At 36.1% G+C, this 22,004-nt stretch carries 21 protein-coding genes, 1 pseudogene and 1 riboswitch; of the genes and pseudogenes, 17 read left to right on the top strand and 5 right to left on the bottom strand.

The genetic code is table 11. The features are described from left to right. Positions 1–48 precede the first annotated feature (48 nt). Both BC6307_RS00380 and BC6307_RS00385 read left to right on the top strand, forming a co-directional pair. A complete protein-coding gene (locus tag BC6307_RS00380; RefSeq protein ID WP_066416170.1) occupies positions 49–1,503 on the top strand; it encodes a protein adenylyltransferase SelO in 1,455 nt (484 codons plus the stop codon). A gap of 269 nt (positions 1,504–1,772) precedes the next feature. Then, a complete protein-coding gene (locus tag BC6307_RS00385; protein WP_066416171.1) occupies positions 1,773–2,078 on the top strand; it encodes a hypothetical protein in 306 nt (101 codons plus the stop codon). 85 nt (positions 2,079–2,163) lie between these two features. On the opposite strand, the gene BC6307_RS00390 is transcribed toward BC6307_RS00385, so the two are convergent. After that, positions 2,164–2,727, bottom strand: coding sequence for a hypothetical protein (locus tag BC6307_RS00390; RefSeq protein ID WP_066416180.1), 564 nt, complete (start codon positions 2,725–2,727; stop codon positions 2,164–2,166). Positions 2,728–2,792: 65 nt separating this feature from the next. Beyond that, the gene (locus BC6307_RS00395) at positions 2,793–3,218 is read right to left on the bottom strand and encodes a hypothetical protein (protein WP_066416194.1); all 426 of its coding nucleotides are present in this window, start codon (positions 3,216–3,218) and stop codon (positions 2,793–2,795) included. A gap of 534 nt (positions 3,219–3,752) precedes the next feature. On the opposite strand from BC6307_RS00395, the gene BC6307_RS00400 reads away from it, so the two are divergent. The 6 genes and pseudogenes from BC6307_RS00400 to BC6307_RS00425 all read left to right on the top strand — a co-directional run bounded on the left by BC6307_RS00400 (position 3,753) and on the right by BC6307_RS00425 (position 8,597). After that, positions 3,753–3,935 carry a hypothetical protein gene (locus BC6307_RS00400; RefSeq protein ID WP_066420339.1) on the top strand — a complete coding sequence of 61 codons (183 nt, stop codon included), beginning with the start codon at positions 3,753–3,755 and terminating at the stop codon, positions 3,933–3,935. Between the two features lie 145 nt (positions 3,936–4,080). Then, a complete protein-coding gene (locus tag BC6307_RS00405; RefSeq protein WP_066420340.1) occupies positions 4,081–4,728 on the top strand; it encodes an MOSC domain-containing protein in 648 nt (215 codons plus the stop codon). A 70-nt stretch (positions 4,729–4,798) separates the two neighbouring features. Continuing rightward, a riboswitch (M-box (ykoK) riboswitch) is annotated at positions 4,799–4,965 on the top strand. A gap of 243 nt (positions 4,966–5,208) precedes the next feature. After that, positions 5,209–6,576, top strand: coding sequence for a magnesium transporter (mgtE, locus tag BC6307_RS00410; RefSeq protein ID WP_066420342.1), 1,368 nt, complete (start codon positions 5,209–5,211; stop codon positions 6,574–6,576). A 113-nt stretch (positions 6,577–6,689) separates the two neighbouring features. Further along, positions 6,690–7,225, top strand: a pseudogene (locus BC6307_RS00415) (sigma-70 family RNA polymerase sigma factor). A gap of 5 nt (positions 7,226–7,230) precedes the next feature. After that, the gene (locus BC6307_RS00420; protein WP_066420344.1) at positions 7,231–8,202 is read left to right on the top strand and encodes a DUF4179 domain-containing protein; all 972 of its coding nucleotides are present in this window, start codon (positions 7,231–7,233) and stop codon (positions 8,200–8,202) included. Positions 8,203–8,297: 95 nt separating this feature from the next. Beyond that, the gene (locus tag BC6307_RS00425; protein ID WP_066420346.1) at positions 8,298–8,597 is read left to right on the top strand and encodes a hypothetical protein; all 300 of its coding nucleotides are present in this window, start codon (positions 8,298–8,300) and stop codon (positions 8,595–8,597) included. 418 nt (positions 8,598–9,015) lie between these two features. Here BC6307_RS00425 and BC6307_RS00430 read toward each other — a convergent pair whose 3' ends face one another. Further along, the gene (locus BC6307_RS00430; protein WP_066420347.1) at positions 9,016–9,369 is read right to left on the bottom strand and encodes a hypothetical protein; all 354 of its coding nucleotides are present in this window, start codon (positions 9,367–9,369) and stop codon (positions 9,016–9,018) included. Between the two features lie 521 nt (positions 9,370–9,890). On the opposite strand from BC6307_RS00430, the gene BC6307_RS00435 reads away from it, so the two are divergent. Continuing rightward, entirely contained in the window at positions 9,891–10,073 is a 183-nt protein-coding gene (locus BC6307_RS00435) for a hypothetical protein (protein ID WP_066420348.1), read from the top strand. Between the two features lie 165 nt (positions 10,074–10,238). Here BC6307_RS00435 and BC6307_RS00440 read toward each other — a convergent pair whose 3' ends face one another. Then, on the bottom strand, positions 10,239–12,182 hold the full coding sequence (locus tag BC6307_RS00440) for an endonuclease MutS2 (protein WP_066420349.1): 1,944 nt from the start codon (positions 12,180–12,182) through the stop codon (positions 10,239–10,241). A 391-nt stretch (positions 12,183–12,573) separates the two neighbouring features. Next, positions 12,574–13,221 (bottom strand): PAQR family membrane homeostasis protein TrhA, encoded by a 648-nt coding sequence (gene trhA, locus BC6307_RS00445; RefSeq protein WP_066420350.1) that lies wholly within the window; start codon positions 13,219–13,221, stop codon positions 12,574–12,576. A 144-nt stretch (positions 13,222–13,365) separates the two neighbouring features. Here trhA and BC6307_RS00450 point away from each other — a divergent pair, with 144 nt between their 5' ends. The 8 genes from BC6307_RS00450 to BC6307_RS00485 all read left to right on the top strand — a co-directional run bounded on the left by BC6307_RS00450 (position 13,366) and on the right by BC6307_RS00485 (position 21,813). After that, positions 13,366–13,920, top strand: a complete 555-nt coding sequence (locus tag BC6307_RS00450; protein ID WP_066420352.1) for a DUF1836 domain-containing protein — start codon at positions 13,366–13,368, stop codon at positions 13,918–13,920. 172 nt (positions 13,921–14,092) lie between these two features. Further along, entirely contained in the window at positions 14,093–14,890 is a 798-nt protein-coding gene (locus tag BC6307_RS00455) for a VOC family protein (protein WP_235858276.1), read from the top strand. A gap of 20 nt (positions 14,891–14,910) precedes the next feature. Next, entirely contained in the window at positions 14,911–15,666 is a 756-nt protein-coding gene (locus tag BC6307_RS00460; protein WP_066420356.1) for a MerR family transcriptional regulator, read from the top strand. A gap of 507 nt (positions 15,667–16,173) precedes the next feature. Next, on the top strand, positions 16,174–17,517 hold the full coding sequence (locus BC6307_RS00465; RefSeq protein WP_066420357.1) for a GH1 family beta-glucosidase: 1,344 nt from the start codon (positions 16,174–16,176) through the stop codon (positions 17,515–17,517). 288 nt (positions 17,518–17,805) lie between these two features. Beyond that, complete coding sequence (locus BC6307_RS00470) at positions 17,806–19,098, top strand: ABC transporter substrate-binding protein (protein ID WP_066420361.1); 1,293 nt, start codon at positions 17,806–17,808, stop codon at positions 19,096–19,098. A gap of 199 nt (positions 19,099–19,297) precedes the next feature. Beyond that, a complete protein-coding gene (locus BC6307_RS00475) occupies positions 19,298–20,215 on the top strand; it encodes a carbohydrate ABC transporter permease (protein ID WP_066420365.1) in 918 nt (305 codons plus the stop codon). 11 nt (positions 20,216–20,226) lie between these two features. Next, entirely contained in the window at positions 20,227–21,075 is an 849-nt protein-coding gene (locus BC6307_RS00480) for a carbohydrate ABC transporter permease (RefSeq protein WP_066420371.1), read from the top strand. Between the two features lie 135 nt (positions 21,076–21,210). Further along, complete coding sequence (locus BC6307_RS00485) at positions 21,211–21,813, top strand: YesL family protein (protein ID WP_066420372.1); 603 nt, start codon at positions 21,211–21,213, stop codon at positions 21,811–21,813. Positions 21,814–22,004 lie beyond the last annotated feature (191 nt).

Raw genomic sequence — 22,004 nt, forward strand, 5'->3', positions numbered from 1 at the left:
GTCAAAAATCGGTCTATTGCAAAAGACAGACCTTATGAGGAGATTGTAATGACAAAAATAGGTTGGAACTTTGATAACAGTTACGTTCGTCTCCCTCAATCTTTTTACAAGCTTCACATTCCTAAATCTGTGTCCGCGCCAGAGTTAGTGATTTTTAATTCCTCTTTAGCAAACTTTTTAGGGTTAAATGGTGAAGGATTAAGAAGTGAGGAAGGCATTGAAGTATTTGCAGGTAATAAAATACCAGAAGGTTCGGAGCCACTCGCACAAGCATATGCAGGACACCAATTCAGTCATTTCACCATGTTAGGTGACGGGAGAGCGGTTTTGCTAGGTGAACACATTACTCCAAACGGAGACCGCTTTGACATTCAGTTAAAGGGACCTGGACGAACACCGTATTCACGAGGTGGTGATGGTCGAGCAGCACTTGGACCAATGTTGCGTGAATATATTATTAGTGAAGCGATGCATGCTCTCGGAATCCCAACTACTCGGAGTTTAGCGGTTGTCACAACTGGGGAGCCTGTCGCACGTGAATCTTACTTACCTGGTGCAATTTTAACACGAGTGGCGGAAAGTCATATTCGTGTTGGTACTTTCCAATATGCAATCAACTTTGGAGATGAGGGAGATTTACGAGCGTTAGCAGACTATACGATAAATCGCCATTATCCAGATGTAAAGGAACAAAATAATCCGTATTTAAGTTTTCTTCAAGAGGTCATTAAGAAACAGGCGGATTTAATTGCAAAATGGCAGCTTGTCGGCTTTATTCATGGTGTGATGAACACAGATAACATGACGATCTCAGGTGAAACAATTGATTACGGTCCATGTGCTTTTATGGATACGTACGACCCTGCAACAGTATTTAGCTCAATTGACACACAAGGTCGGTATGCATATGGAAATCAACCGTATATCGCAGTATGGAATTTAGCACGCTTTGCCGAGACGTTAGTACCGTTGCTTCATGAAGATCAAGATGAAGCCGTCAAGCTAGCAGAAGGGGCACTTTCGCAATTTGCAAAGCTATTTGAAAGTAATTGGCATCGAGGAATGCGGGCAAAACTTGGCCTCTTTAACGAGGAAGAACAAGATGAAACGCTTATCAAAAATTTGCTTGAATTGATGGAAAAGAATCGTGCAGATTTTACAAACACTTTCCGTGCTTTAACGTTGGATAAAATAGACGTTTCAGAGTTAGGTCAAAAGGAAGAATTTCAGTCATGGTATAAAGATTGGCAAGCGAGATTAGAAAAAGAAGGCCATTCGAAAGTGGATGTCCATGAGTTAATGAAGAAAAGTAATCCAGCTATTATTCCAAGAAACCATCGAGTGGAAGAGGCGTTAGAAGCGGCTGAAAGTGGAGATTTAACAGTATTAGGTAAATTGTTGGATGTTCTCTCCGATCCGTTTGCTTATAAAGAAGAGCAAGGGACGTATTGTAAACTACCGGAGAATCCAGATGAAAACTACCGAACATTTTGTGGAACTTAATAGGAATAAAAGGTCTGTTCATCGTTTATACGAATCTAGAACAGGCCTTTGTTTATACTCAAATAGCAATTATCAAACAAACGATTGATTGGCTAACGGTAGGAATAGGATAGCACTAGGTATTGTAGAATTATTTTATGATCTAACTTTTTAAAAAGCTTTCTTACTAAAGTTTTATCTACTTTTTAACTAACATGTGAAACTTTTTACAAAATTTTACGTATATAATAATGGACGATGAAATTTTTACATAATGGGGTGAATAAAAGGTGGGTCTTTTCAGTTCTTCGAAAAATACAAAAAAGAAGATCGTAACAGAGAAAGAATATGCTTGGAACAAAAATAAAATCGAACTAACGGATGACGGATATTTACTAAGTGATGGGATTATTAATATAAATCGAATTCCAATTCGTCATATCGAAACAATTGTGTATAGCGTTAATATTACGAAAGAAGTTGCTGTACCAGAGCTGCAAATAATCGGAAAAGGTGTTGTGCTTGGGACAATTAAAGTGGGTCATGATGAAAAGGATGAATTGCAAGATTGGTTGTTAGACCGGTTAGAACTTTAGTTAAAATAAAGGCTAAGCCCTTATACATAGTACCTTTGTTCCTATATAAAAGGGCTTTCCATAAGAAACCTTTCATCATTAACTTTTATTCCCCTTCTATTGGAAGGTAAAACCTTAAATTATTTGAAAGTGTTTCCCCTGTCGTTTCAAGTTGAAGTTTATCTTGTAAACTTGGCGGTAGAATAGTCGACATTGTTTTGGATGTTGCTATATCAATTGTCGTGGAAGTCGTCATTCCTGCGACTTCTTCACCGATCATTGCTAATTGAAATGGGAGGGAGTTATAAATTGTTTGTGCTAAAGCAATATATAACTCATTAATTTCCATGAGCCACCGATTTTTATCTACTGTTAGCGGGTAAATCACGTCGTACCTTTTTTCAAATAATTGAACCGGAATAGAAAAATCAAGCCAAGTAGCTTCTCCTTCTACTACCATAACCGAGAGCATACAAGGAAATTCCCCTAAGGAACCCTGTAAATAAACTAATTCTCCAGGAGAAAGAGGTTCGTCCAATATGGAAAGGGAAAACTCCTTTAATTGCGTTGCAGACGATAGGGAATCCTTTAACTGATGGGGCTTTGTTTCTAGTGGGAACTCTATTGATAAGTCATAATAACTTCCAGTCCAAATATCTTCTTGATTCATCGTAACACTTCCTATTTTACCTATTTATAGTCCTCTCCAAATTATAATTCTCTGTAGCTTTATAATCAATTGCAGTTAACGTTTTCTCTTTCTTTTATAATGTCTTCGATAATTTGAATATGAAACGCAGCCCACGCTTTTTCGCGAAAATGTAAAATAACACTTGTAGTCAATGTTATAAAGTAAAATAGTACAAAGTAAATCCAAAGCGTACTACCATTTTTAAAAAGAAATTGTTGTAATTGCTTGGAGAATAGAAAGAAAAACCATGGGACGGCTGTTACAAAAATAGGGATAATGCCTGACCCGTTTTTTTCTTTTATCATTCGATATTTAATCGTTTTTAAAGTAGTGCTCTTCAGCTGTTGATAAAAGTTAATAATTTCTTCCGTTTCATTTAGGTCTTTAATGGTAGAAAACGGTTTGTTTTTCTGTGATGCCCTCTTCAGTTGCAAATAAATTTTATGTGCATCGCCCCGAAATGAAAGCATAGTATACCCACCCTTCAAAGTAGTACATACGTTGTAGTCTTAACACATAAAAAGATTGTATGTGCGTTTTATAACGAGAGTAATGCTTTGCCTTCCAAGATTTAGAACCGAGAGTGGAACGTAGCGGAAGGTGTGAGACTCCTCGAAAAATGCTAGCGCATTTTCCTTCGTGCGATGTAACGCTGCCGAAGCCTTCCTTGTCCTGCGGGAAAAGAGGGAAGGCTGAGACCCCACAGGGCTAAGCCCGAGGAGGCTCAGCTCCACGAAAAGCGGAGGCGGCTCGCTCAGGTCCAATCAAACTGGAGCTTTTCCGCAGGAGATAAAGGAATCACGGCGAACTTAGTTAAGTCGATGATGACTTATCGTACGGAGGAAAAGTGAAGTTTGAGCCGGACCTAGCCGCCGGAGCTAGACATCTCCCCGCGGAAAGCGAACACCTTGTAGCGCAGTGAAGCGGACTAACTTAAAAACGTATAATAACAAAGAATAATTCTCTTTATCCACCTCATAATATAGGAGAAGGAGTGATAATAGATGGCAAAACGAAATGGCAAAACAGATCCACAACAAAAAAACAAACAAGGATTTGACTCTAGCCAAACAGATTCCGAATTTTCTCATGAATTTGGAAGTGCAGCTGCAAATCGTGCCCATAAAGAAAAAGCAAAAAAAGAAAAAGCATCGAAAAACCAAGGTGAATGGAACGGAATGCATTAATGAAGGTAGGACAATAAAGTCCTGCCTTTTCGATTTTTAAAACAGAAACTACAAGTGAAGCTCTAAAAAGGATATAAGCCACTTTTGTTGAATACTCTATATAGACTGATATTATGAAGACCATAGAAGGTAGGTACTTAAGTAAATGAAAGAGCTTATATATTTTTCAATAGGAAAACCGAAGAAAATGGAGTACGGGGACAATAAAGAAATTGAAACGGGTATATGTAAAGAAACGGTAGAGGATGCTCTGCTGACGAAGGATGGATTCATTGGAGACGGAGTCGCTAACACAAAGTTTCATGGTGGTCCAGATCGAGCTGTTTGTGTATATCCTTACGAGCACTATTCACTATGGGAAAAGGAATTTGGACAAAAGTTGCCACCTTCCGCCTTTGGTGAAAACGTAACAGTAACGAACATGCTCGAAAAGGATGTTCATGTTGGGGATGTTTTTCAACTTGGAGAAGCAGTCATTCAAATAACGCAAGGGAGAATTCCATGTAGCACCATTTCGAAACGAAACAACAATGATCCCCTACTAAAACGAATGGTCGAAACGGGATATACGGGATACTTATGCCGAGTTTTACAAGAAGGGAAAGTGCGAAAAGATTCGTCTATCACGTTGTTGGAATCGCACCCTAAACAATTGTCCGTTCTGTTTGGGAATGAGTTGTACTTTCATAGACCTAGCGATGTAGAAGGCATGAAAAGAATGCTAGAGGTTGAGGAAATGGCAGAAGTTTGGAAAGAAAAATTGAGAAATCGAATAAATGCTGCAATGTCATAAATCTATTTGTTGGTTGTTGACAAATGTGTAAAACTCCTGTAGATTTTTACAGGAAGTAAGTAACAATATAATATATCCTCGTTAGGTGAGGCTCCTGTGCTGGAGATACGCTGCTGCCCAAAAACGTCCAAAGACGCCAATGGGTCAACAGGAACCATCGACATAAGGTGGTTTTTAATGTAGCTGGATAAAGTCCTATGCCGCACAGTGCTAAAGCTCTACGAATGGAGGAATTTTGTAGATACTATGTGTGTAATCTATATGATTAAACATGTCTATTTGTCTATGCTTAAAACACCTTCATCCGTAGATGAGGGTGTTTTTTATTTTGGGAGGTGAGGAAATGGATTCCGATAGTTGTAGTTTGTATTGGTTAGAAATGATTTTTTTACAAAATAATAAAAACAAAGTAATGACGGATATCCATTTCCACTCCTGTTATGTTTGGTAATGATGGATTCCGATTTAGGGGGATTCGTTATGGTGAAGTTAGATAAACAAACATTTGAAGAGTATACAAGTCAGTTAGTTGATGCTATTACAAAGCAGGATATGCCTCTTTTTAGGGAACTGTTTTTTGAGTTGCATCCAACTGATCAAATTGATGTATTGAATACATTAACGAAGAAACAACGTAGTATTTTTTATAAATATGTAAATCCAAAAGAATTTGCAGAAATATTTCAGGGGCTCTCCCTAGAAACTCAGACTATGTATATTGGTGAGTTACAACAAAACTATGCTATTGATGTTCTAAATTATATGCATGACGACGATGTGGCGGATTTCTTAGGAGCATTACCGGAAAAAACGAAAGAATTGTATCTTAACAAAATGGATAAAGAAGATGCCCAAGATGTCATTCAATTGTTAAAGTTTGAAGAACAAACCGCTGGAGCCATTATGACAACAGAGTTTGTGTCAATTTCCTCCACAGAGACAGTTAAGCATGTGTTGGAACAGTTGCGAGAGGAAGCTCCAGATGCAGAAACAATCTATTACTTGTATGTTGTAGATAGCAATCAAAAGCTAGTTGGGGTAGTTTCTCTTAGGGACTTGATTATTGCACCATTAGATGAGCAAATTGAAGAAGTGATGCTCTCGAGAGTAAAACATGTAGAAACAAATACGGATCAGGAAGAAGTTGCTCGTATTTTTAAAAAGTATGATTTCCTCGCATTGCCAGTGACAGAATCCGAAAAACTAGTTGGGATTGTTACTGTTGATGACATTATCGATGTTCTAGAAGAAGAAACGGAAGAAGACTTTGGAGAAATCTCTGCAGTACGAGGTTCCCTTGATACAAAAGTATCTGCTTTCTCTGCTGCAAAGAAACGTTCACCGTGGATTATTATGTTAATGTTTTTAGGCTTAATAACGGCAGGAGTAATTGGTGGATTTGAAGAAACGTTGGAAGAATATATACTGTTAGCCGTTTTTATTCCTTTAATTATGGACTCCGCTGGGAATACAGGAACACAAGCGCTTGCTGTTGTAGTCCGTAATCTTGCATTAGGTAACGACCGTACTTCGATAGGAAAAATGTTGAAACGTGAGTTTGGGACAGGAATTATGCTCGGACTAATCTGCGCAATTACTTTGTTAATATTAGTTCCGTTCATTTATCCAGAGGGAGGATTATTATTAGCAGGTATTGTAGGTGTCTCACTATTCTTTACTCTTTGTTTTTCAACTATTGTTGGTGCAACAGTACCATTAATCATAAATAAACTTAAAATAGATCCTGCAGTTGCATCAGGTCCTTTTATTACAACGATAAATGATATTATGGGGTTGCTCATTTACTTCTCCATTGCAACCGCGTTATTAGATTATTTGCCAAAATAAAAGTTAGCCGATAGAAATTTTTCTATCGGTTTATTTTTTTATTTGATAGGATTTTAATATTAAATACGTATTAATAGGCAGGTACCGAGTTATAGCAAGAAGGAGCGATACGTTTGAAAATAACAGCTGAAAATGTTGTACAACAAATTAAGTTAAAGAATGAAGAAGCGTTAACCTTTCTTATAAGTTCGTACGGTGGTCTACTTAAAGCGATTGTCCGTAAATATTTGCATGGTAATCAACAGGATATCGAAGAATGCTTATCGGATGTAATCGTATCTATTTGGTATCATATTGAGTCGTACGATGCGTCTAAAAATGAATTTAAGCAATGGATCGCAGCGATTGCGAAGTACCGAGCACTTGATTATGTAAGAAAAGGTGAAAGGTCTATGAAGTATAGGAGTAATGTTGAATTTAATGAAATGGTATATCGACAACCATCTGAAGAGCAAATACAGTACGACATTTCCCATTTGTTAAATGAATTAAGTGAGACGAGCGAGCAATTTTTAAGAAATATTATGTAGATGGTGTACCCTCTAGAGAAATTGCAACACAATTTTATAAAAAAGAATCGTGGGTACATAACAAGTTATCGAGAGGTAGGAAAAAGTTAAAAACAATACTATTAAAAGGTGAGGTGTAACCCAAATGTCTATTTTCAAAGAATTAAACGATATAAAGCTAGATGTGAGTGAGTTTGAAGAGACGGCGCTATCAGAGCATGAAGAAAAAAGGTTGTTAAAGCGGGTAAATCAAAAACTTACGCCACGAAAAACTAAGAGGAAATGGCTAGGTGTTAGTATGGCGCTTGTAGCTGCTACAATACTCAGCATCTCGTTGACACTTGATAAAGGAACGATTGCGAGTATGCCATTTGTAGGTAAACCAATTGAGGAATATATAAATGAAATAAATACACCAGACTATTCTCCATACAAAACAGCTATTGGGGAAACAACAGAGAATGATTTAGGTAAATTAACGTTAAATGAAGTAATGATGGATGATCAAAAATTATTTTTAAGTGCAACGTTTGAGCCAGCTGAACATGTAGAGTTTGATTATCAAACGGTAATTACGCCTAAGGTAAAAATAAATGGGGAAGACTACACATTTACTACTGGTTCTCAATCCATCGAAATAAATAATGAAATGTTTGCGATTTATAATGATATTAAGTTTACTCAACCGATTGCAACAGAAAACGTTACAATCGAACTTAGTTACGATACATGGGATACAACTACTGCTGTAGAAGAACCGTGGACATTTCAAACAGTAGTATCTCAACAGAAATTACTTGCAGAAAAGAAAATTTATGAAATGGATAAAGAAATGACATTAAAAAATGGAGAGATTGTTACCATTGAAAAGGTTGTAGCAACACCGATATCGACTACTATTTACTTCGATTTATCTCAAAGTAGCACGGAAGAAGTTAACTTTAGAATTGAATCTGCTAATGGAATTGTTCATGAAGGTGGAACATCTTATCGGTCGAATGAGAGTGGAGAAATATCCTATACAGAATATGTTTCATTAGGAGAAGGGCATTATTTCTTAGTAGCGTACAATGCTAATGACGGTACTGTATTGAGCGAACCTATTCCTATTAACTAAGTAGAGAAAAAATGCGCTGTGATTGGACAGTGCATTTTTTTGTTTTAATCAAGTGTATTCTATGAGATATAATCAAATATAAAGGGGAGGTTGCTATGAAAAAGATTGATGAACACTTCGAAACAACGATGGAAGCTTGGGGCATGATGCAAAAGACTTCTGGTGATGAAGGGGCAGAATGGGCGGAAAGATTTGAGCGCTATTTTTATGAGTTTATTGAGGAATTAAAAAAGTGGTGGATGACTCTAGATTCAAAACCGACGACGATAGAAGAACTGGAAGAGTTACCAGAAATAAAAAAGTGGATGGACAAAATTCCTGCACCAGTACAGCTAAACTTTTTAACAGAATTAGAGGATATGTTGGAAGGTGTAGATTCAGAGCGATTTGATTAGTCCATTAAATAACATGCTCAGTACTTAACAAGTAGTTCAGTTTTGGTGTACAAAAACTAAAAATGTATTATAAAATGAGCATCAAATTGCACTATGATTTGATGTTCTTTTTTTATTGTGATACCAACGTTTACTACGGAAATGCACTTTGAAATGCGACTAAAAATGTAGACTAATTTGCAAGGATGAAATAAATATTGTAGGCTTGCAAATTCGATTGCAGATTAAAGTACAAATACGGTGTTTTAACTATTACCAAATTGATTTATAGGCAATAAAAAAAGAACTTGGCTTATATCCAAGCTGTCACTCGCTGTATTGTTCTTCTTCTACAATCGCTCCAATTATTTGAAGAAGATAAATGACATTAAACGACGATTACACCATTTACTTGAACATGGGCTTTCACACCATAAAGTTAGATTATTTTACAAATAGTTCGCGTAGTTCCCCAAAATATAAAGCGGTATACAATTGCAATAATAAAAAAAATATAAACAAATTCAAAAAGAGAGAAGGGCTCATAATCGATTGAATATGAATTAGCAAAAATTAACATTAAAGACAATAAATCAATTAAAGATTTTTTAAATCCATTTTCCTTGTACAAGTATTTAGTTTTTTTGAAATTAAATACATCTTTTAATTCCTCACTAAAAAATCCTTTGACTAATCCTAAACTTATTAAATAAATTCCCATAGCAGGTCCATAAGCCATATTCATAAGCTGTGTTACAACACAATAAATTATGGTGAACAAAAGTAAATACATTCTACTCTTCTCCTTTTTTTTATTAATACAGCTAAAAGACCTTCTCTACATTTTGCCCTTTAATGGAATAAGAAAAAATTTCATATCTATATAATACCACAAATTTCCCAATTATCTTTTAATTTACAGATGATAATACAATTACATACTCATTTTATAAGAAAATAGTGGTGCAATTTTAAATTAAAAAGTAGTCCATTTTGGACTACAATTTATAGTTTTGTACTCCAAAACTGAACTACTTAAGTACTTAATACTGGGCTTTTTTTACTAGAAAAAGTACTTTATCCACAACGCTAGATTAACCATATGTAATCCCTTTCAAACTTATCCAATAAGAAGCTAGTTTTCCCACAGCTTTATCCCCAAAAATGTAGTTGATGGCGGTTATCCACATGCGTTTTATTGAAAAAATTAAATAAGAATCGGATTTATCCACACAGATGGCTCATGCTTGATGAAACATATTTAAAAAATAATCGTATTTATTAGACAGGGATATGAAAAGGGAGGGTTTTTCTATGGAAAACGAAAAATGTCTTAAGTGTGGTAATGCTGAATTTGTAGAAGCGACAGATTATATGCCGTTAAAACCAAGCAAATTATCTGTCAGTGGTGCAAATAAAATTTTTACTTTTTGTTTACAGTGTGGAGAAGTGCAGTCTATTCGAATTGAAAATACCGAAATTTTTAAAAGAAAATAAAGTCATGCTCTACAAAGAGGAGGCTGGGACAAAACTAAAATGGTCATGATAAAAAACGAACAATTGCAGAATTTCCGGAGCGGGTTATTTGCACTCTACTATTTTTTGTTCGTTTTTAACTTTTATAAAAAAAGTTGTGTCCCAACCTCTCTTGAGTTTATAGAACTAATTCTCCTCTTCTAACGAGATGCCTTCTACATATTTCCGGTTCATGTCTTTTTTCGTTTTTCGGTATTCTTTACTTTTGAAAATGATGTCAAAATCATAGTCGGGTGGATAAAGCTCTTTTGCTGCGATTTTTAATTCGATTCGTTTGTAATTAATCGTTCTTTTTTCTCCTTTTACTTGAACGATGTAATCGCCATGATCATTTGGTCCTTTGTAAACGATCCCTGTTTCACTAGTTGCAAGTAGGATGACGTTATCGCCTTGATTATATAACGTAACCTTGGAATGTAATGCTTGCTCCTGAGGTTTTTTCTTCAAATTCGTTCGAGCATATTTATTTACAATGATTTGCTTCTGATAGTTCGGCGTTTGCAGTTTCTCATCGTCTACATTTTGATGAAAATCTTTAAATTGTTGATATGCCTTTTCATGCGCACGTTCGATTAGTGTTGGATGCATTCCTAATTTGGCTGCAATGTCAAACGCTTGACTCTGACCACTTTTGCCGAGTAATAATCGATAAGTAGGCTGTAATGTATTCAAATCAAACTCCATCGAACCGTTTAAAAAGCCTTCTTTTTCATCAGCGAACTTCTTCATTTCACTATAGTGCGTAGTGGCAAATAAAGTTGCCCCTTTATCATATAGCTGTTCTAAAATAACGATTGCGAGTGCCATTCCTTCCCGTGGATCTGTGCCGGAGCCGAGTTCATCAATTAAGACGAGAGACGCATCGTTCGTTGTTTGCAAAATATCAATAATGTTCACTAAGCGCGAGCTAAACGTACTTAAGTTTTGTTCTATACTTTGACCATCGCCAATATCGACAAAGATATGTTGGAAAATGGCAATCTCGCTCTCCTTTTTTGCAGGAATCGGAAGGCCAGCCTGCGCCATTAGCGTTAAGAGCCCTACTGTTTTTAACGTAACCGTTTTACCGCCGGTGTTCGGTCCGGTAATGACAAGAGCTCGTTCTTTATCACCAAACGGAATCGTAAGAGGGACAGCATTGCTTCCAAGCATGGGATGGCGCGCTTCTTTTAAATGTATGAGGAACTCTTCATTGATGATAGGAATTTCTGCTCTTATCGTCTGACTGTACTTCGCTTTTGCGAAAAGCACGTCATAATGATGCATTGTTTCAACGGCAATGATGATCTCTTGCTCGTGTTCAATGAAAAGTTGTGTAAGTTCGTATAGGATACGCTCTACTTCTGATTCTTCTGCAAGCTTTACTAATTCTATTTCTTCCTGAATGGCACTTAATTGTATTGGTTCCATGAAAAGGGTAGCTCCTGAAGCGGACGTATCAAGCACAGTTCCTTCTATCTTCTTCCGATATTCTTTTTTTACTGCTAGGACGTAGCGACCGTTTCGTTCGGAGACTGTTGTATCTTGCAAGTAAGGTGAAATTCTACCACTCTTTACTAATGATTGCGCCTTTTCTTTTAACTTTTCGTAATGGTTTGCTAGTTGTCTACGTAAATAAATAAGATCGCTCGAAGCATAATCGTCGACCTGCCCATTCCGTAGACAGCGACTTATTTCATTTTCTATTGTTGATAAATTTCCGATAGATGCGGCATATATACTCACATTAGGACCTGCATATTCCTTATCTTTCATAAATTGCTTCAGCTTTTGACAATGGTCTAGAAACGAAACAATTCTCGTGAGTTGATCCACTTTTAAGGCGATACCTTTTTTAGCTTGGGTCACGTAATGACCGATATCGTCTAATGAATGAATAGGGACGCTACCACTAATAGAAAGGATGTTCATCGCTTCTTTAATTTCTTGTAAAGAGTGCTCTATTTTCTTCTTATTTTGAGATGGCCTTAATAATGAAATCGTTTCTTTTCCTCTGTTCGTTCGTGCGAATTGTGATATTTCATTTAGTATTTGATAATAACCTAGTGCTTCCATTGTTTGATGGTTCAATGGTAAATCCTCCTTTAATAATAAATAATTTTCATGAGGAATTGTTCAAGGGCTTATGAAAATAAATAAGCCGCCATGAACAAAGCGCTCATGACGGCAAAAGATAAACCTTGGGCATGTAATAGTTTGCCAAGGTTTTTAAAATATAAAAAAACCATAGGCAAACATACATCACCATGGTCTATTTTTGATAGGTATGATGCGTGTTCTTAACGTTCCAAAAGAAGCCATAGTGAAATAAACATAGCCTTTGCTATATTTTTGCTTCTTCCAGTTATCCAATTATGGATTAGTCAAGAACCACCGATAACATAAACTTCTACTCCTTTTTAGAAAAGGTTTTTTCCTTACTCTTCCTTTATATCCTATTCTTGTTTTATAAGTCAAGTCACTAAATAACATAAAAATAAACACATAAAAAGTGAGCGAAACTGCCTAGCAAAATATATAGGTGGAAAATTTCATGGAAGCCCCAATTTTTAAAGGAAAGGAAACTTGGTTTTACCGCATAAATAATGCCTCCAACTGTATAAATAAGACCGCCAGTTACTAACAAAATCATTCCTTTTGTACCAAGGGCTGAAGCTAAAGGACTTGCTACCGTTATAATAATCCATCCCATTGCTATATAAATGCTAGTAGATAACCACCTTGGACAGTTAAACCAAACTAATTTAAATAACACACCACATATAGCTAGGCCAACAATAATTGTAAACATGATCCATCCAGTTGTCCCACTTAAACTTATTAAACAAAAGGGTGTGTACGTTCCAGCAATTAGGATGAAAATCATCGAATGATCAATCCGCCTTAAACTGGCAATGACTTTCGCATTACTTTGAACAAGATGATAGATAGTAGAAGCAGAATATAAAAAAATTAAACTTAATCCGAACAAAATGACCGTAAAAAGTTGAAGTGGCGACCCGTTATTACTAGCTACTTTAATGACCATTGCAAGTAATCCTATGAACGACAGAACAGCACCTACTAAGTGAGTATACGTATTAATTGGTTCTCTAACATAGATATTCAAGTTTTATCACCTCTGTATAATGGTATGTAGTTTTAATAACTACTTGTAAATATAATATATACTATATCACGTCGTCAACTATTAACCTTTTGTTTTTTTATGATAAAATGGTGACAACTACTTTTATGGCAGAGGTTAAAACAAATGGAAAATATACAAGCGTTTTTGGAAGAACTAAAGCTCGACAATAAAATTAAACTAGAAGACATCCCGACAATTGATCTTTATATGGATCAAGTTATCCAACTGTTCGATCATTCTTTTTCAAATGGAAAAGAAAAAACATTAACAAAAACGATGATCAATAACTACGCAAAAGCTAAACTTTTTTTCTCTGTACAAAATAAAAAATATACGAAAGAACATATCATTCTTATGAGCTTAATCTATCAGTTAAAAGGGACTTTATCGATCAATGATATTAAGGCTACATTAAAGGGAATAAATGAAAAAACGGTAGAAGAAGCGTTTGATCTTGAACAATTTTATTCTGCTTATTTAGGAATAGTTGACCAAAACGTCGACCGTTTTAAGGAAGACGTTTCAGAACGAGTGAAAGAAGTATCACAAGTTATTGGGGAAGATACGAAGGACTCAAAGCTTATCCATAACACTTTGCTAATTGCTTCCCTTTCACATATTAGTACGCTGTATAAAAATGCTGCGGAAAAATTAGTGAGAGAAATGGAAGAGGATTAGAATTATAAGTTTATATGTAGTTAGCGCTTGTATGATTTCAAGCGCTTTTTTTATTTTTTTCTAAAAAGTGAAAATATATTATTGACATTAAACTAGGTTTAACCTTTATCCTTAAGTTGTAAATAATTTTTAAAGGGGTGTTTGTATGTACCGTTGGGATGGAGGATTTATAATGGTGGAGCCTGAAAACTTTGACAAGGCAGTTCAATGGTATGAAGAGATGCTAGGGTGGAAGTGTTTAGATAAAGTAACTTCCTGGGTTGGAAGAAAAGCATTTATGAAATTACCACGATCTGGGGTTGTTACTATTAAGTCGTTTGAAGGAGAGTATGACCACTTTTATCCTGCGAAGGCGGAAGGAAACGTTAAGCTTGGATTTGCTACGTACAATCTGGACGAGACTTTACGGTATTTAGAGGATAAAAATGTGAAATTTACCGAAATTAAAGCGTTACCGAATGGGCAAAGGTTTTGTGATATTTTTGCCTATGAAAATACGAAACTAACCATTGCTGAGGAGTCTAGAGGAGAAGATAAAACAGAATACCCACCATCTGGCATTGTAGGGTTTGGAACAGTTAATACTATTATTTATGTAACAAATCCGGAACTATCAGCGGAGTGGTATAAAAAGCATCTAGGGTTTGACATTGTGGAGGTAGATGAGGAAAAGGGGTATGCACATCTACGAACAGAAGATGCATATGACAGAAACGTATTGGATCAATGTTTTTGGGACAATATTTGGCTACTAAAAACAAACGAAGTAGTAGAAAAACCGAATGACAATAAGGCAAGAACGTATTACGATATTCGACCAGAAGTTTTCTTTAAGGAATATAATAAATTAATTAAGAATGGTGTTAAACCTTCAGAAATTGCAGGTGATCCAATAAACGGTTGGGGCGGTTTCCATATTTACGATCCGGATCATAATCGTATTAATGTTTGGTCTTATACTGCAAATTAAAAATGGCTGGGGAGGTATATATGCATTTCACTATACAGGAATTTTCACTTCGAACAGGATTACCTCCTAGTAAGCTTCGATATTATGATAAAAAAGGGTTGTTAGAACCGTCTACTAGACTAGAAAATGGATATCGAGCGTACACACCGGACCAAGTTCATCTTGCTAAACTGATAGACTCGTTAAGGCAAGCTGATATAGCGATAAAAGACATAAAGCGATATTGTGATGCAAATGAGTTAGAAAAAAAGACAATGCTCGAACAGTGGAAAAATGACTTAGATAGAAGGATGGAAGCTATTATCGCGGCTCGTAAATATGTAGGTGGGATAAAAGCAGAAAACACCCACACGTTACTACTATCAAAGTGGGAAAAAGGGAAAAATCTTGTTTGGCAAAAGTTCGAGGCAGAACGAATACCACATCCATTCAAACAATATTTTAGTATAGCGAAAGAACGGTTTTCTGGACAAGTAGTTTCAGAGTTTGTTTATGTAAGAACAGAAGCGATTACTTCGAATAAAATAATCGGAGAAATTGGCTTTGAAGTAGACACCAACTTTTCTACAGTGGACAGTGAGAATATTCGACTTGAACGAATTCCACCTTCTTTATTTGCAGTGTTAGAAAATTGTCGAGCAGATGATGCTTTCCTATGTTTTTCTTATATTCAAGTTGTCATTCGCTATGGCTTCGAACCAGCGGATAATAAATTGGAAAGATACCGAAATATCGCAGCGGAAAGTTATGATTACTTCATTCCAATCGTAAAGTGAGGGGGACTAGGGAAACTGTACTTAAAGAAGGTTGCTAACTCTCCTAAATTCGAACATTTCCAATTTTTGTGTTGACGAGGGACCTGTCCCTTCGTCCATCTTGAAAAATTTTGACGGTTTTTATGTGGATGAACTATTAATTAATGGGACAGAGAAACCACGTCCTTTGTAATAATTACTCGAAGATGCTGTAAATGAATGGAGTCCTTTCTCTAAGGAAGGGCTTTTTTTATGTAGTTCATAATTTTTAAAAAAATAGTTGCGTTTACATTAAAATGGACTTATAATGAATTTACGAAAGCGGTTTCAGTAATATTGAAACTGAAGTAATACAATTTTAAAATGAAACTGAGTATATAATAATAAAAAGGTAATACGAATGCTTGTGTAAACTAGTAATATATTTTTTTGATAGTTACGAAAGCGGTTTAGTAAACCTTTTAATTTTTCCAAATTACGAAAGCGGTTTAGTATATTTTTTTATCTACTTATGAAAGGGGTTACATCATGGCAATTATACAATTTCCAAAAGATATGAAGTGGGGAGTTGCGACTGCTTCTTACCAAATTGAAGGTGCTGTTAAGGAAGGTGGAAGAGGACCTTCTATTTGGGATACATTCTCTAAAACGCCTGGTAAAGTGGTAAATGGTGATAATGGAGATGTCGCTTGTGGCAGCTATTATAAATACGGCGAAGACATAGAAATAATGGATGACCTTGGTGTCGATTATTATCGTTTCTCTGTTGCTTGGCCAAGAATTTTCCCTAATGGCACAGGGGAGGTAAATCAAGAAGGATTGAATTACTACCACAATCTAGTAGATAGATTACTAGAAAAGGGAATAGAGCCAATGTGTACACTATATCATTGGGACCTACCACAGGTGATACAAGATAATGGTGGTTGGGATAACCGCGAAACAATTGATGCGTTTGTAGAGTATGCGGACTTAATGTTCAAAGAGTTTGAGGGGAAAATCAAGTATTGGATTACATTTAACGAACCTTGGTGTGTATCGTTTCTATCAAACTTCATCGGTGCTCATGCTCCTGGAAACAAAGATCTTCAGTTGGCGGTGAATGTAGCACACCATTTACATGTAGCGCATGGGAAAACGGTCATTCGTTTTAGAGAATTAGGAATGGAAGGAAAGATTGGATACGCTCCAAATGTGGAGTGGAATGAACCATATAGTGATAAACAAGAAGATATTGATGCATGTAACAGAGCGAATGCATTCTTCATCGATTGGTTCTTTGATCCAGTATTTAAAGGGTCCTATCCGCAATTTATGGTTGATTGGTTTGCCACGAAGGGCGCTACATTAAATATCCAAGATGGGGATATGGAGACTATTAGCCAACCAATTGATTTCATCGGCATTAATTACTACACAGGTAGTGTTGGAAGATATAAAGAAAATGAAGGTTTGTTCGACCATGAAAGAGTGGACACAGGCTACCAAAAGACGGATATCGGCTGGAACATTTACCCTGAAGGCTTTTATAAAGTGTTAACACATATTAGTAAAACTTATGGGGATGTACCAATTTATATCACGGAGAATGGATCTTGTTATAACGACGAGCCTGAAAATGGACAAGTGAAAGACGAAAGACGTACAGAGTATTTGAGACAGCATTTAGTATCTTTACATCGTGCAATGGAGAATGGGGTAAATATTAAAGGTTACTTAACTTGGTCTCTATTAGATAACTTTGAATGGGCAGAAGGATATTCTATGCGTTTCGGGATTGTTCACGTAAACTATCGTACACTCGAACGTACGAAAAAAGATAGCTTCTATTGGTATAAACAAACGATAGCAAATAACTTCTTTGAAGTATAAATTCTGTTTTTAGTGTGTTAACTCGGAGCGCCTAATCATCATACGAAAAATTGTGGCGCTTCGAATTATAATAAGTTTTACTAAAGCGCTTTAGATGCGATAAAGCTTTTCAACTAATAGTAAGCGCTTACCATATAGGTGAGACTACAACAGGAAGTATCTTTCACACAATTTTAAGTCTTATCTATAACAGAGCCTAGTCTTTTAAGGAGGTGAAGAAATAGAGCAGTAATTAGATTTCTTGTCATAATAGTTTTTTTATAATAATTTTCCAGGGGGGAAAACAATATGAAAAAGTTTTGGAAACTTGCAGCATCATCAGTTTTAGCTGTGTCTTTATTAGCTGCTTGTAATAATAATGATGGTGGTACAAACGCAGGTGATGATACGTCTACTGAAAAAATCGGTAACGGTGATGTGGAACTAGTATTTTGGGAGTTCGGTAACACTGGATACGATAAATTAATTGAAGAATATGTAGCAGATAATCCGCATGTTTCAATCAACCTTCAAAATAGTGATATGAACGACTTACATGACAATCTATTTACATCTATTTCTGCAGGTTCAGGTGCACCAGATATTACGATGATTGAAGAAGCACAAATTGAGAGATATCGTAACGCGGAACACGCATTTGCAAACCTTTTCGACTTTGGTGCAGCTGACATCTCAGGGAACTATCTTGATTGGGTATGGCAAAATGGAGAAAATGCAGCTGGAGATTTCTTATTCGGACTACCAACGGATATCGGTCCAACAGTAATGTTTTATCGTACAGATGTTTTTGAAGAAGCAGGCTTTGACTCTTCACCAGAAGCTGTATCAGAATTGATCACTACTTGGGAAGATTTCGAAAACGTAGCAAAAGAAATTAAAGAAAAAACTGGTAAAATGATGACGGACGCTGGAGAGCTTGTTTTCAACGCGAGGCGTGACCAAGCTACTCAACAGTATTTCAATACGGATGATGAGTTAATTATGGATGAGCACAACCAAATTAAAGACGCGTTTAACTATGTAGCAGATTTATTTGACCAAGGCCTAGTTGGAGATATTCCATTATGGACTCCAGAATGGTTCGGAGGTATGGGTGAAGGTACGTATGCAACAATGTTAGCTCCAGCATGGATGCAAGGTGTAATTAAAGACAACTCCCCTGAAGAAGGTGTTTGGTCTATTACAACAATGCCAGAAGGAGCAGGTAACTGGGGTGGATCTTATCTAGCAGTTCCAGCTGAATCTGATCATGCAGAAGAAGCTTATAAATTTATTGCTTGGTTAACAGCTCCAGAACAACAATTAAAAGCATTCTTAGGATACGGTTTATTCCCATCTGCACCGGCTGTATATGATATGCCTGAGTTTATGGAATATGAAGATGCATACTTCGGCGGAATTGCAACTGCACAAGTATTCTCTGAAGCTGCACAACAAGTAGAGCCAGTTTACAAAGGTAGATTATATTACCCAGTAGATGATGAAATGAAACAAGCACTTGATAACGTTTCTGCTGGTAGCGATCGTGATGAAGAGTGGAAAGCAGCACTTGATAGAATTCAACGTATTTTAGACAGATAATATAGTTCATAGGGTGTGGCAACTTGTTGTCATACCCTATTAAAAAATTATCTTGTTGGTTCGGATTTAACAACTTGTTTCGAGAGTGACTCCTATCACGTTTAACCCTTGAGGTGTTGTGAACAGATATAGGGCATTCTCGAAAACCAACAAGAGGTTTTCAATATTTTAAATCTTATTTCCGTTAGGGGGATTAAAGGTGGCTACGACAAAAAAGTCTAAAGGTTTAACTGAGAAAAAGCGTACTGCTTTATCAGCATATTTATTTATCTCTCCATTCTTCATCTTATTTGCTATCTTTGGGTTGTTCCCGATGATATTTAGTTTCTATTTATCTTTCTTTCGCTGGGATGGCTTAAATGCGATGGAGTTTAATGGGTTTAAAAACTTTTCATTTATTTTTAATGATCCTGTGTTTTTCTCTTCTATAAAGAACACGTTCCTTATTGGAATTATGGGAACCGTTCCACAAATCGTAGCAGCATTATTAATTGCCTTTGCACTAAACTCGGCATTATTACGCTTTCGTAATACGTTCCGCACGTTAGTTTTCTTACCGTATATTACATCGATTGTATCTGTAGCTATAATATTTGGACTTATTTTTAATAATCAACCTTTCGGATTCGCTAACTATTTTTTAAGTTTCTTTGACCTTGGGCCAATTCGTTGGAACGCGGATTATTGGCCAGTTAAAATTGCCATTGCGACCATGGTATTTTGGAGATGGGTAGGATATAACACAATCATCTTCTTAGCTGGTATGCAAAGTATTCCGAGAGAGTTATATGAAGCAGCTAAAATTGACGGTGCAACAGTTGGTCAGCAAATTCGCCTTATCACATTACCAATGTTGAAGCCAATTACAATGTTTGTCGTGTTTACAGCGACAATCGGAAGTTTACAGCTATTCACGGAACCATTAATTTTCTTAGGAAGAGGCTTACGTGAAGAAGGTATTACGATGGTTGCATACCTTTGGAGAGACGCGTTTGTGTATAACTCCTTCGGAACAGCTTCTGCAGCGGCAATTGTTTTATTCTTGATCATTATTACGTTAACAGCTATTAACTTACTAATTACAAATCAACTTGGACGTTCGAAAAAAGTTAGCTAGGGGGGACTAAAATGGCAGGGAAAAGAGAAGTAGGAGAAGGGAAATTCTCACCTAAAAAAATATTTGTATATATGAGTTTAATCGTTGGTTCTTTAGTTTCCCTCTTTCCGTTTTACTATATGTTCGTAATGGCTACTCGATTAAATAGAGAGATTAACCAAGTGCCACCTCCGTTTACTCCGGGAAAACATTTGGTAGAAAACTTTCAGAAAGTATTAAACAGTATTGATTTCTTTGGAGCGATGTGGAACTCCTTCTTCGTAGCAACGACCGTAACGTTAGGGACGCTATTTTTAAGCTCACTGGCCGGGTACGCGTTCGCGAAGCTTGATTTTAAAGGGAAAAGCATATTGTTCGGGATGATTTTAGTTACAATGATGGTACCACCACAATTAGGTCTAATTCCACAGTATTATATCATTACGACGTTAGGTTGGTTGAATGATTTTAAAGCGATCATTATTCCAGGTCTAATTAACGCTTTCGGTATCTTTTGGATGAGACAATATATTAAAGATGGTGTACCGTATGAAATTATCGAAGCGGCAAAAATCGATGGCTGTTCTAACTTCCGTATTTATTGGAATATTGTAGTGCCAATGATATTGCCAGCATTCGCGACGTTAGGAATTATCGTATTCATGGCTGTATGGAACGACTTCTTATGGCCGCTAGTAGTGTTAAGAGATCCATCGATGCATACGTTACAGGTTGCGTTACGTTCATTAAATGATGCGCGATTATTGGATTATGGTATGATTATGTCTGGAACATTCTGGGCGACAGTGCCTTTATTAATCGTATTCTTACTATTCAACCGTTTGTTTATCCAAAGCTTATCTGAAGGTGCGGTTAAGTAATGGGCAAAGGATACAATAGTTAACAGAAACATTTAAATTAGAAGAGTTAATAATCTATTTACCATATAATAGGGTTGGCTATAAAGCGAGTATATAGTTTTTTAGCTGACCTTATCATTTCGAGGTGAAGCAAAGTTGGGGAAATTAATCGTTCAAATTGCCGAGTTCATTTATAAGTTTATCGCACTCAATATATTATGGGTATGTTTCTTTCTATTAGGACTAGGTGTTTTTGGTTTTATGCCTTCAACCGTAGCGCTATTTCGAGTGGTGAGAGAATGGATTAAAGGCGAAAAAGACATATTTCTATTTAAAAACTATTTTAAGTTTTATAAACAAGAGTTTTTCCGTTCTAATATTAATGGTGCAATTTTCTTACTATTATTTTATATTATTTATGTAAACTTCACGTTTGTTTCATATTTTTACGATGAATCTATACATTTCTTCATTTATTTATTGATTTTTGGAGTTTCAGCCATTGTAATAATGACGTTTGTAAATTTATTTTCTGTGATGGCTCATTTTGAGTTTAAAACATTGCAGTATTTGAAAGTAGCAGTTGGATTAGTATTTGCTAGCCCAATTAATACGATGATGCAGTTAGTTTGGTTAGTTGCTTATTTCTTAGTCGCAATTAATTTTCCTAAACTATTTATCTTAATCGGTATTAGTGTTTTTGCATATGTACTTATGAGTATCAACTATTCCGTTTTTAAAAAATATAATGCAGTATAGCTTATCAACTACGTTATGTAGAAGGGTAGTGTCAAAAGTTCTATGAAAAACTAGCACGGGTTCATACTACCTACCATTTATTAGGTGGAAATGCCACGCTATCGCTCTTGACAAACACACCAATGGTTTATTCAGAGGTCAATCAAGGGCGAAGGGAACAAAAGAAGGCATGCTAAATAAACCCTTGACTT

Origin of the sequence: Sutcliffiella cohnii (genome assembly GCF_002250055.1) — a bacterium.
GTDB classification, from domain to species: Bacteria; Bacillota; Bacilli; order Bacillales; family Bacillaceae_I; genus Sutcliffiella; species Sutcliffiella cohnii.

Excerpts from the sequence above, each read along its gene's own strand:
- BC6307_RS00380 (WP_066416170.1), top strand. The coding sequence starts at position 49 with ATGACAAAAATAGGTTGGAACTTTGATAACAGTTACGTTCGTCTCCCT.
- BC6307_RS00390 (WP_066416180.1), bottom strand. The coding sequence starts at position 2,727 with ATGAATCAAGAAGATATTTGGACTGGAAGTTATTATGACTTATCAATA.
- BC6307_RS00395 (WP_066416194.1), bottom strand. The coding sequence starts at position 3,218 with ATGCTTTCATTTCGGGGCGATGCACATAAAATTTATTTGCAACTGAAG.
- BC6307_RS00400 (WP_066420339.1), top strand. The coding sequence starts at position 3,753 with ATGGCAAAACGAAATGGCAAAACAGATCCACAACAAAAAAACAAACAA.
- BC6307_RS00405 (WP_066420340.1), top strand. The coding sequence starts at position 4,081 with ATGAAAGAGCTTATATATTTTTCAATAGGAAAACCGAAGAAAATGGAG.
- mgtE (WP_066420342.1), top strand. The coding sequence starts at position 5,209 with ATGGTGAAGTTAGATAAACAAACATTTGAAGAGTATACAAGTCAGTTA.
- BC6307_RS00420 (WP_066420344.1), top strand. The coding sequence starts at position 7,231 with ATGTCTATTTTCAAAGAATTAAACGATATAAAGCTAGATGTGAGTGAG.
- BC6307_RS00425 (WP_066420346.1), top strand. The coding sequence starts at position 8,298 with ATGAAAAAGATTGATGAACACTTCGAAACAACGATGGAAGCTTGGGGC.
- BC6307_RS00430 (WP_066420347.1), bottom strand. The coding sequence starts at position 9,369 with ATGTATTTACTTTTGTTCACCATAATTTATTGTGTTGTAACACAGCTT.
- BC6307_RS00435 (WP_066420348.1), top strand. The coding sequence starts at position 9,891 with ATGGAAAACGAAAAATGTCTTAAGTGTGGTAATGCTGAATTTGTAGAA.
- BC6307_RS00450 (WP_066420352.1), top strand. The coding sequence starts at position 13,366 with ATGGAAAATATACAAGCGTTTTTGGAAGAACTAAAGCTCGACAATAAA.
- BC6307_RS00455 (WP_235858276.1), top strand. The coding sequence starts at position 14,093 with ATGGTGGAGCCTGAAAACTTTGACAAGGCAGTTCAATGGTATGAAGAG.
- BC6307_RS00460 (WP_066420356.1), top strand. The coding sequence starts at position 14,911 with ATGCATTTCACTATACAGGAATTTTCACTTCGAACAGGATTACCTCCT.
- BC6307_RS00465 (WP_066420357.1), top strand. The coding sequence starts at position 16,174 with ATGGCAATTATACAATTTCCAAAAGATATGAAGTGGGGAGTTGCGACT.
- BC6307_RS00470 (WP_066420361.1), top strand. The coding sequence starts at position 17,806 with ATGAAAAAGTTTTGGAAACTTGCAGCATCATCAGTTTTAGCTGTGTCT.
- BC6307_RS00480 (WP_066420371.1), top strand. The coding sequence starts at position 20,227 with ATGGCAGGGAAAAGAGAAGTAGGAGAAGGGAAATTCTCACCTAAAAAA.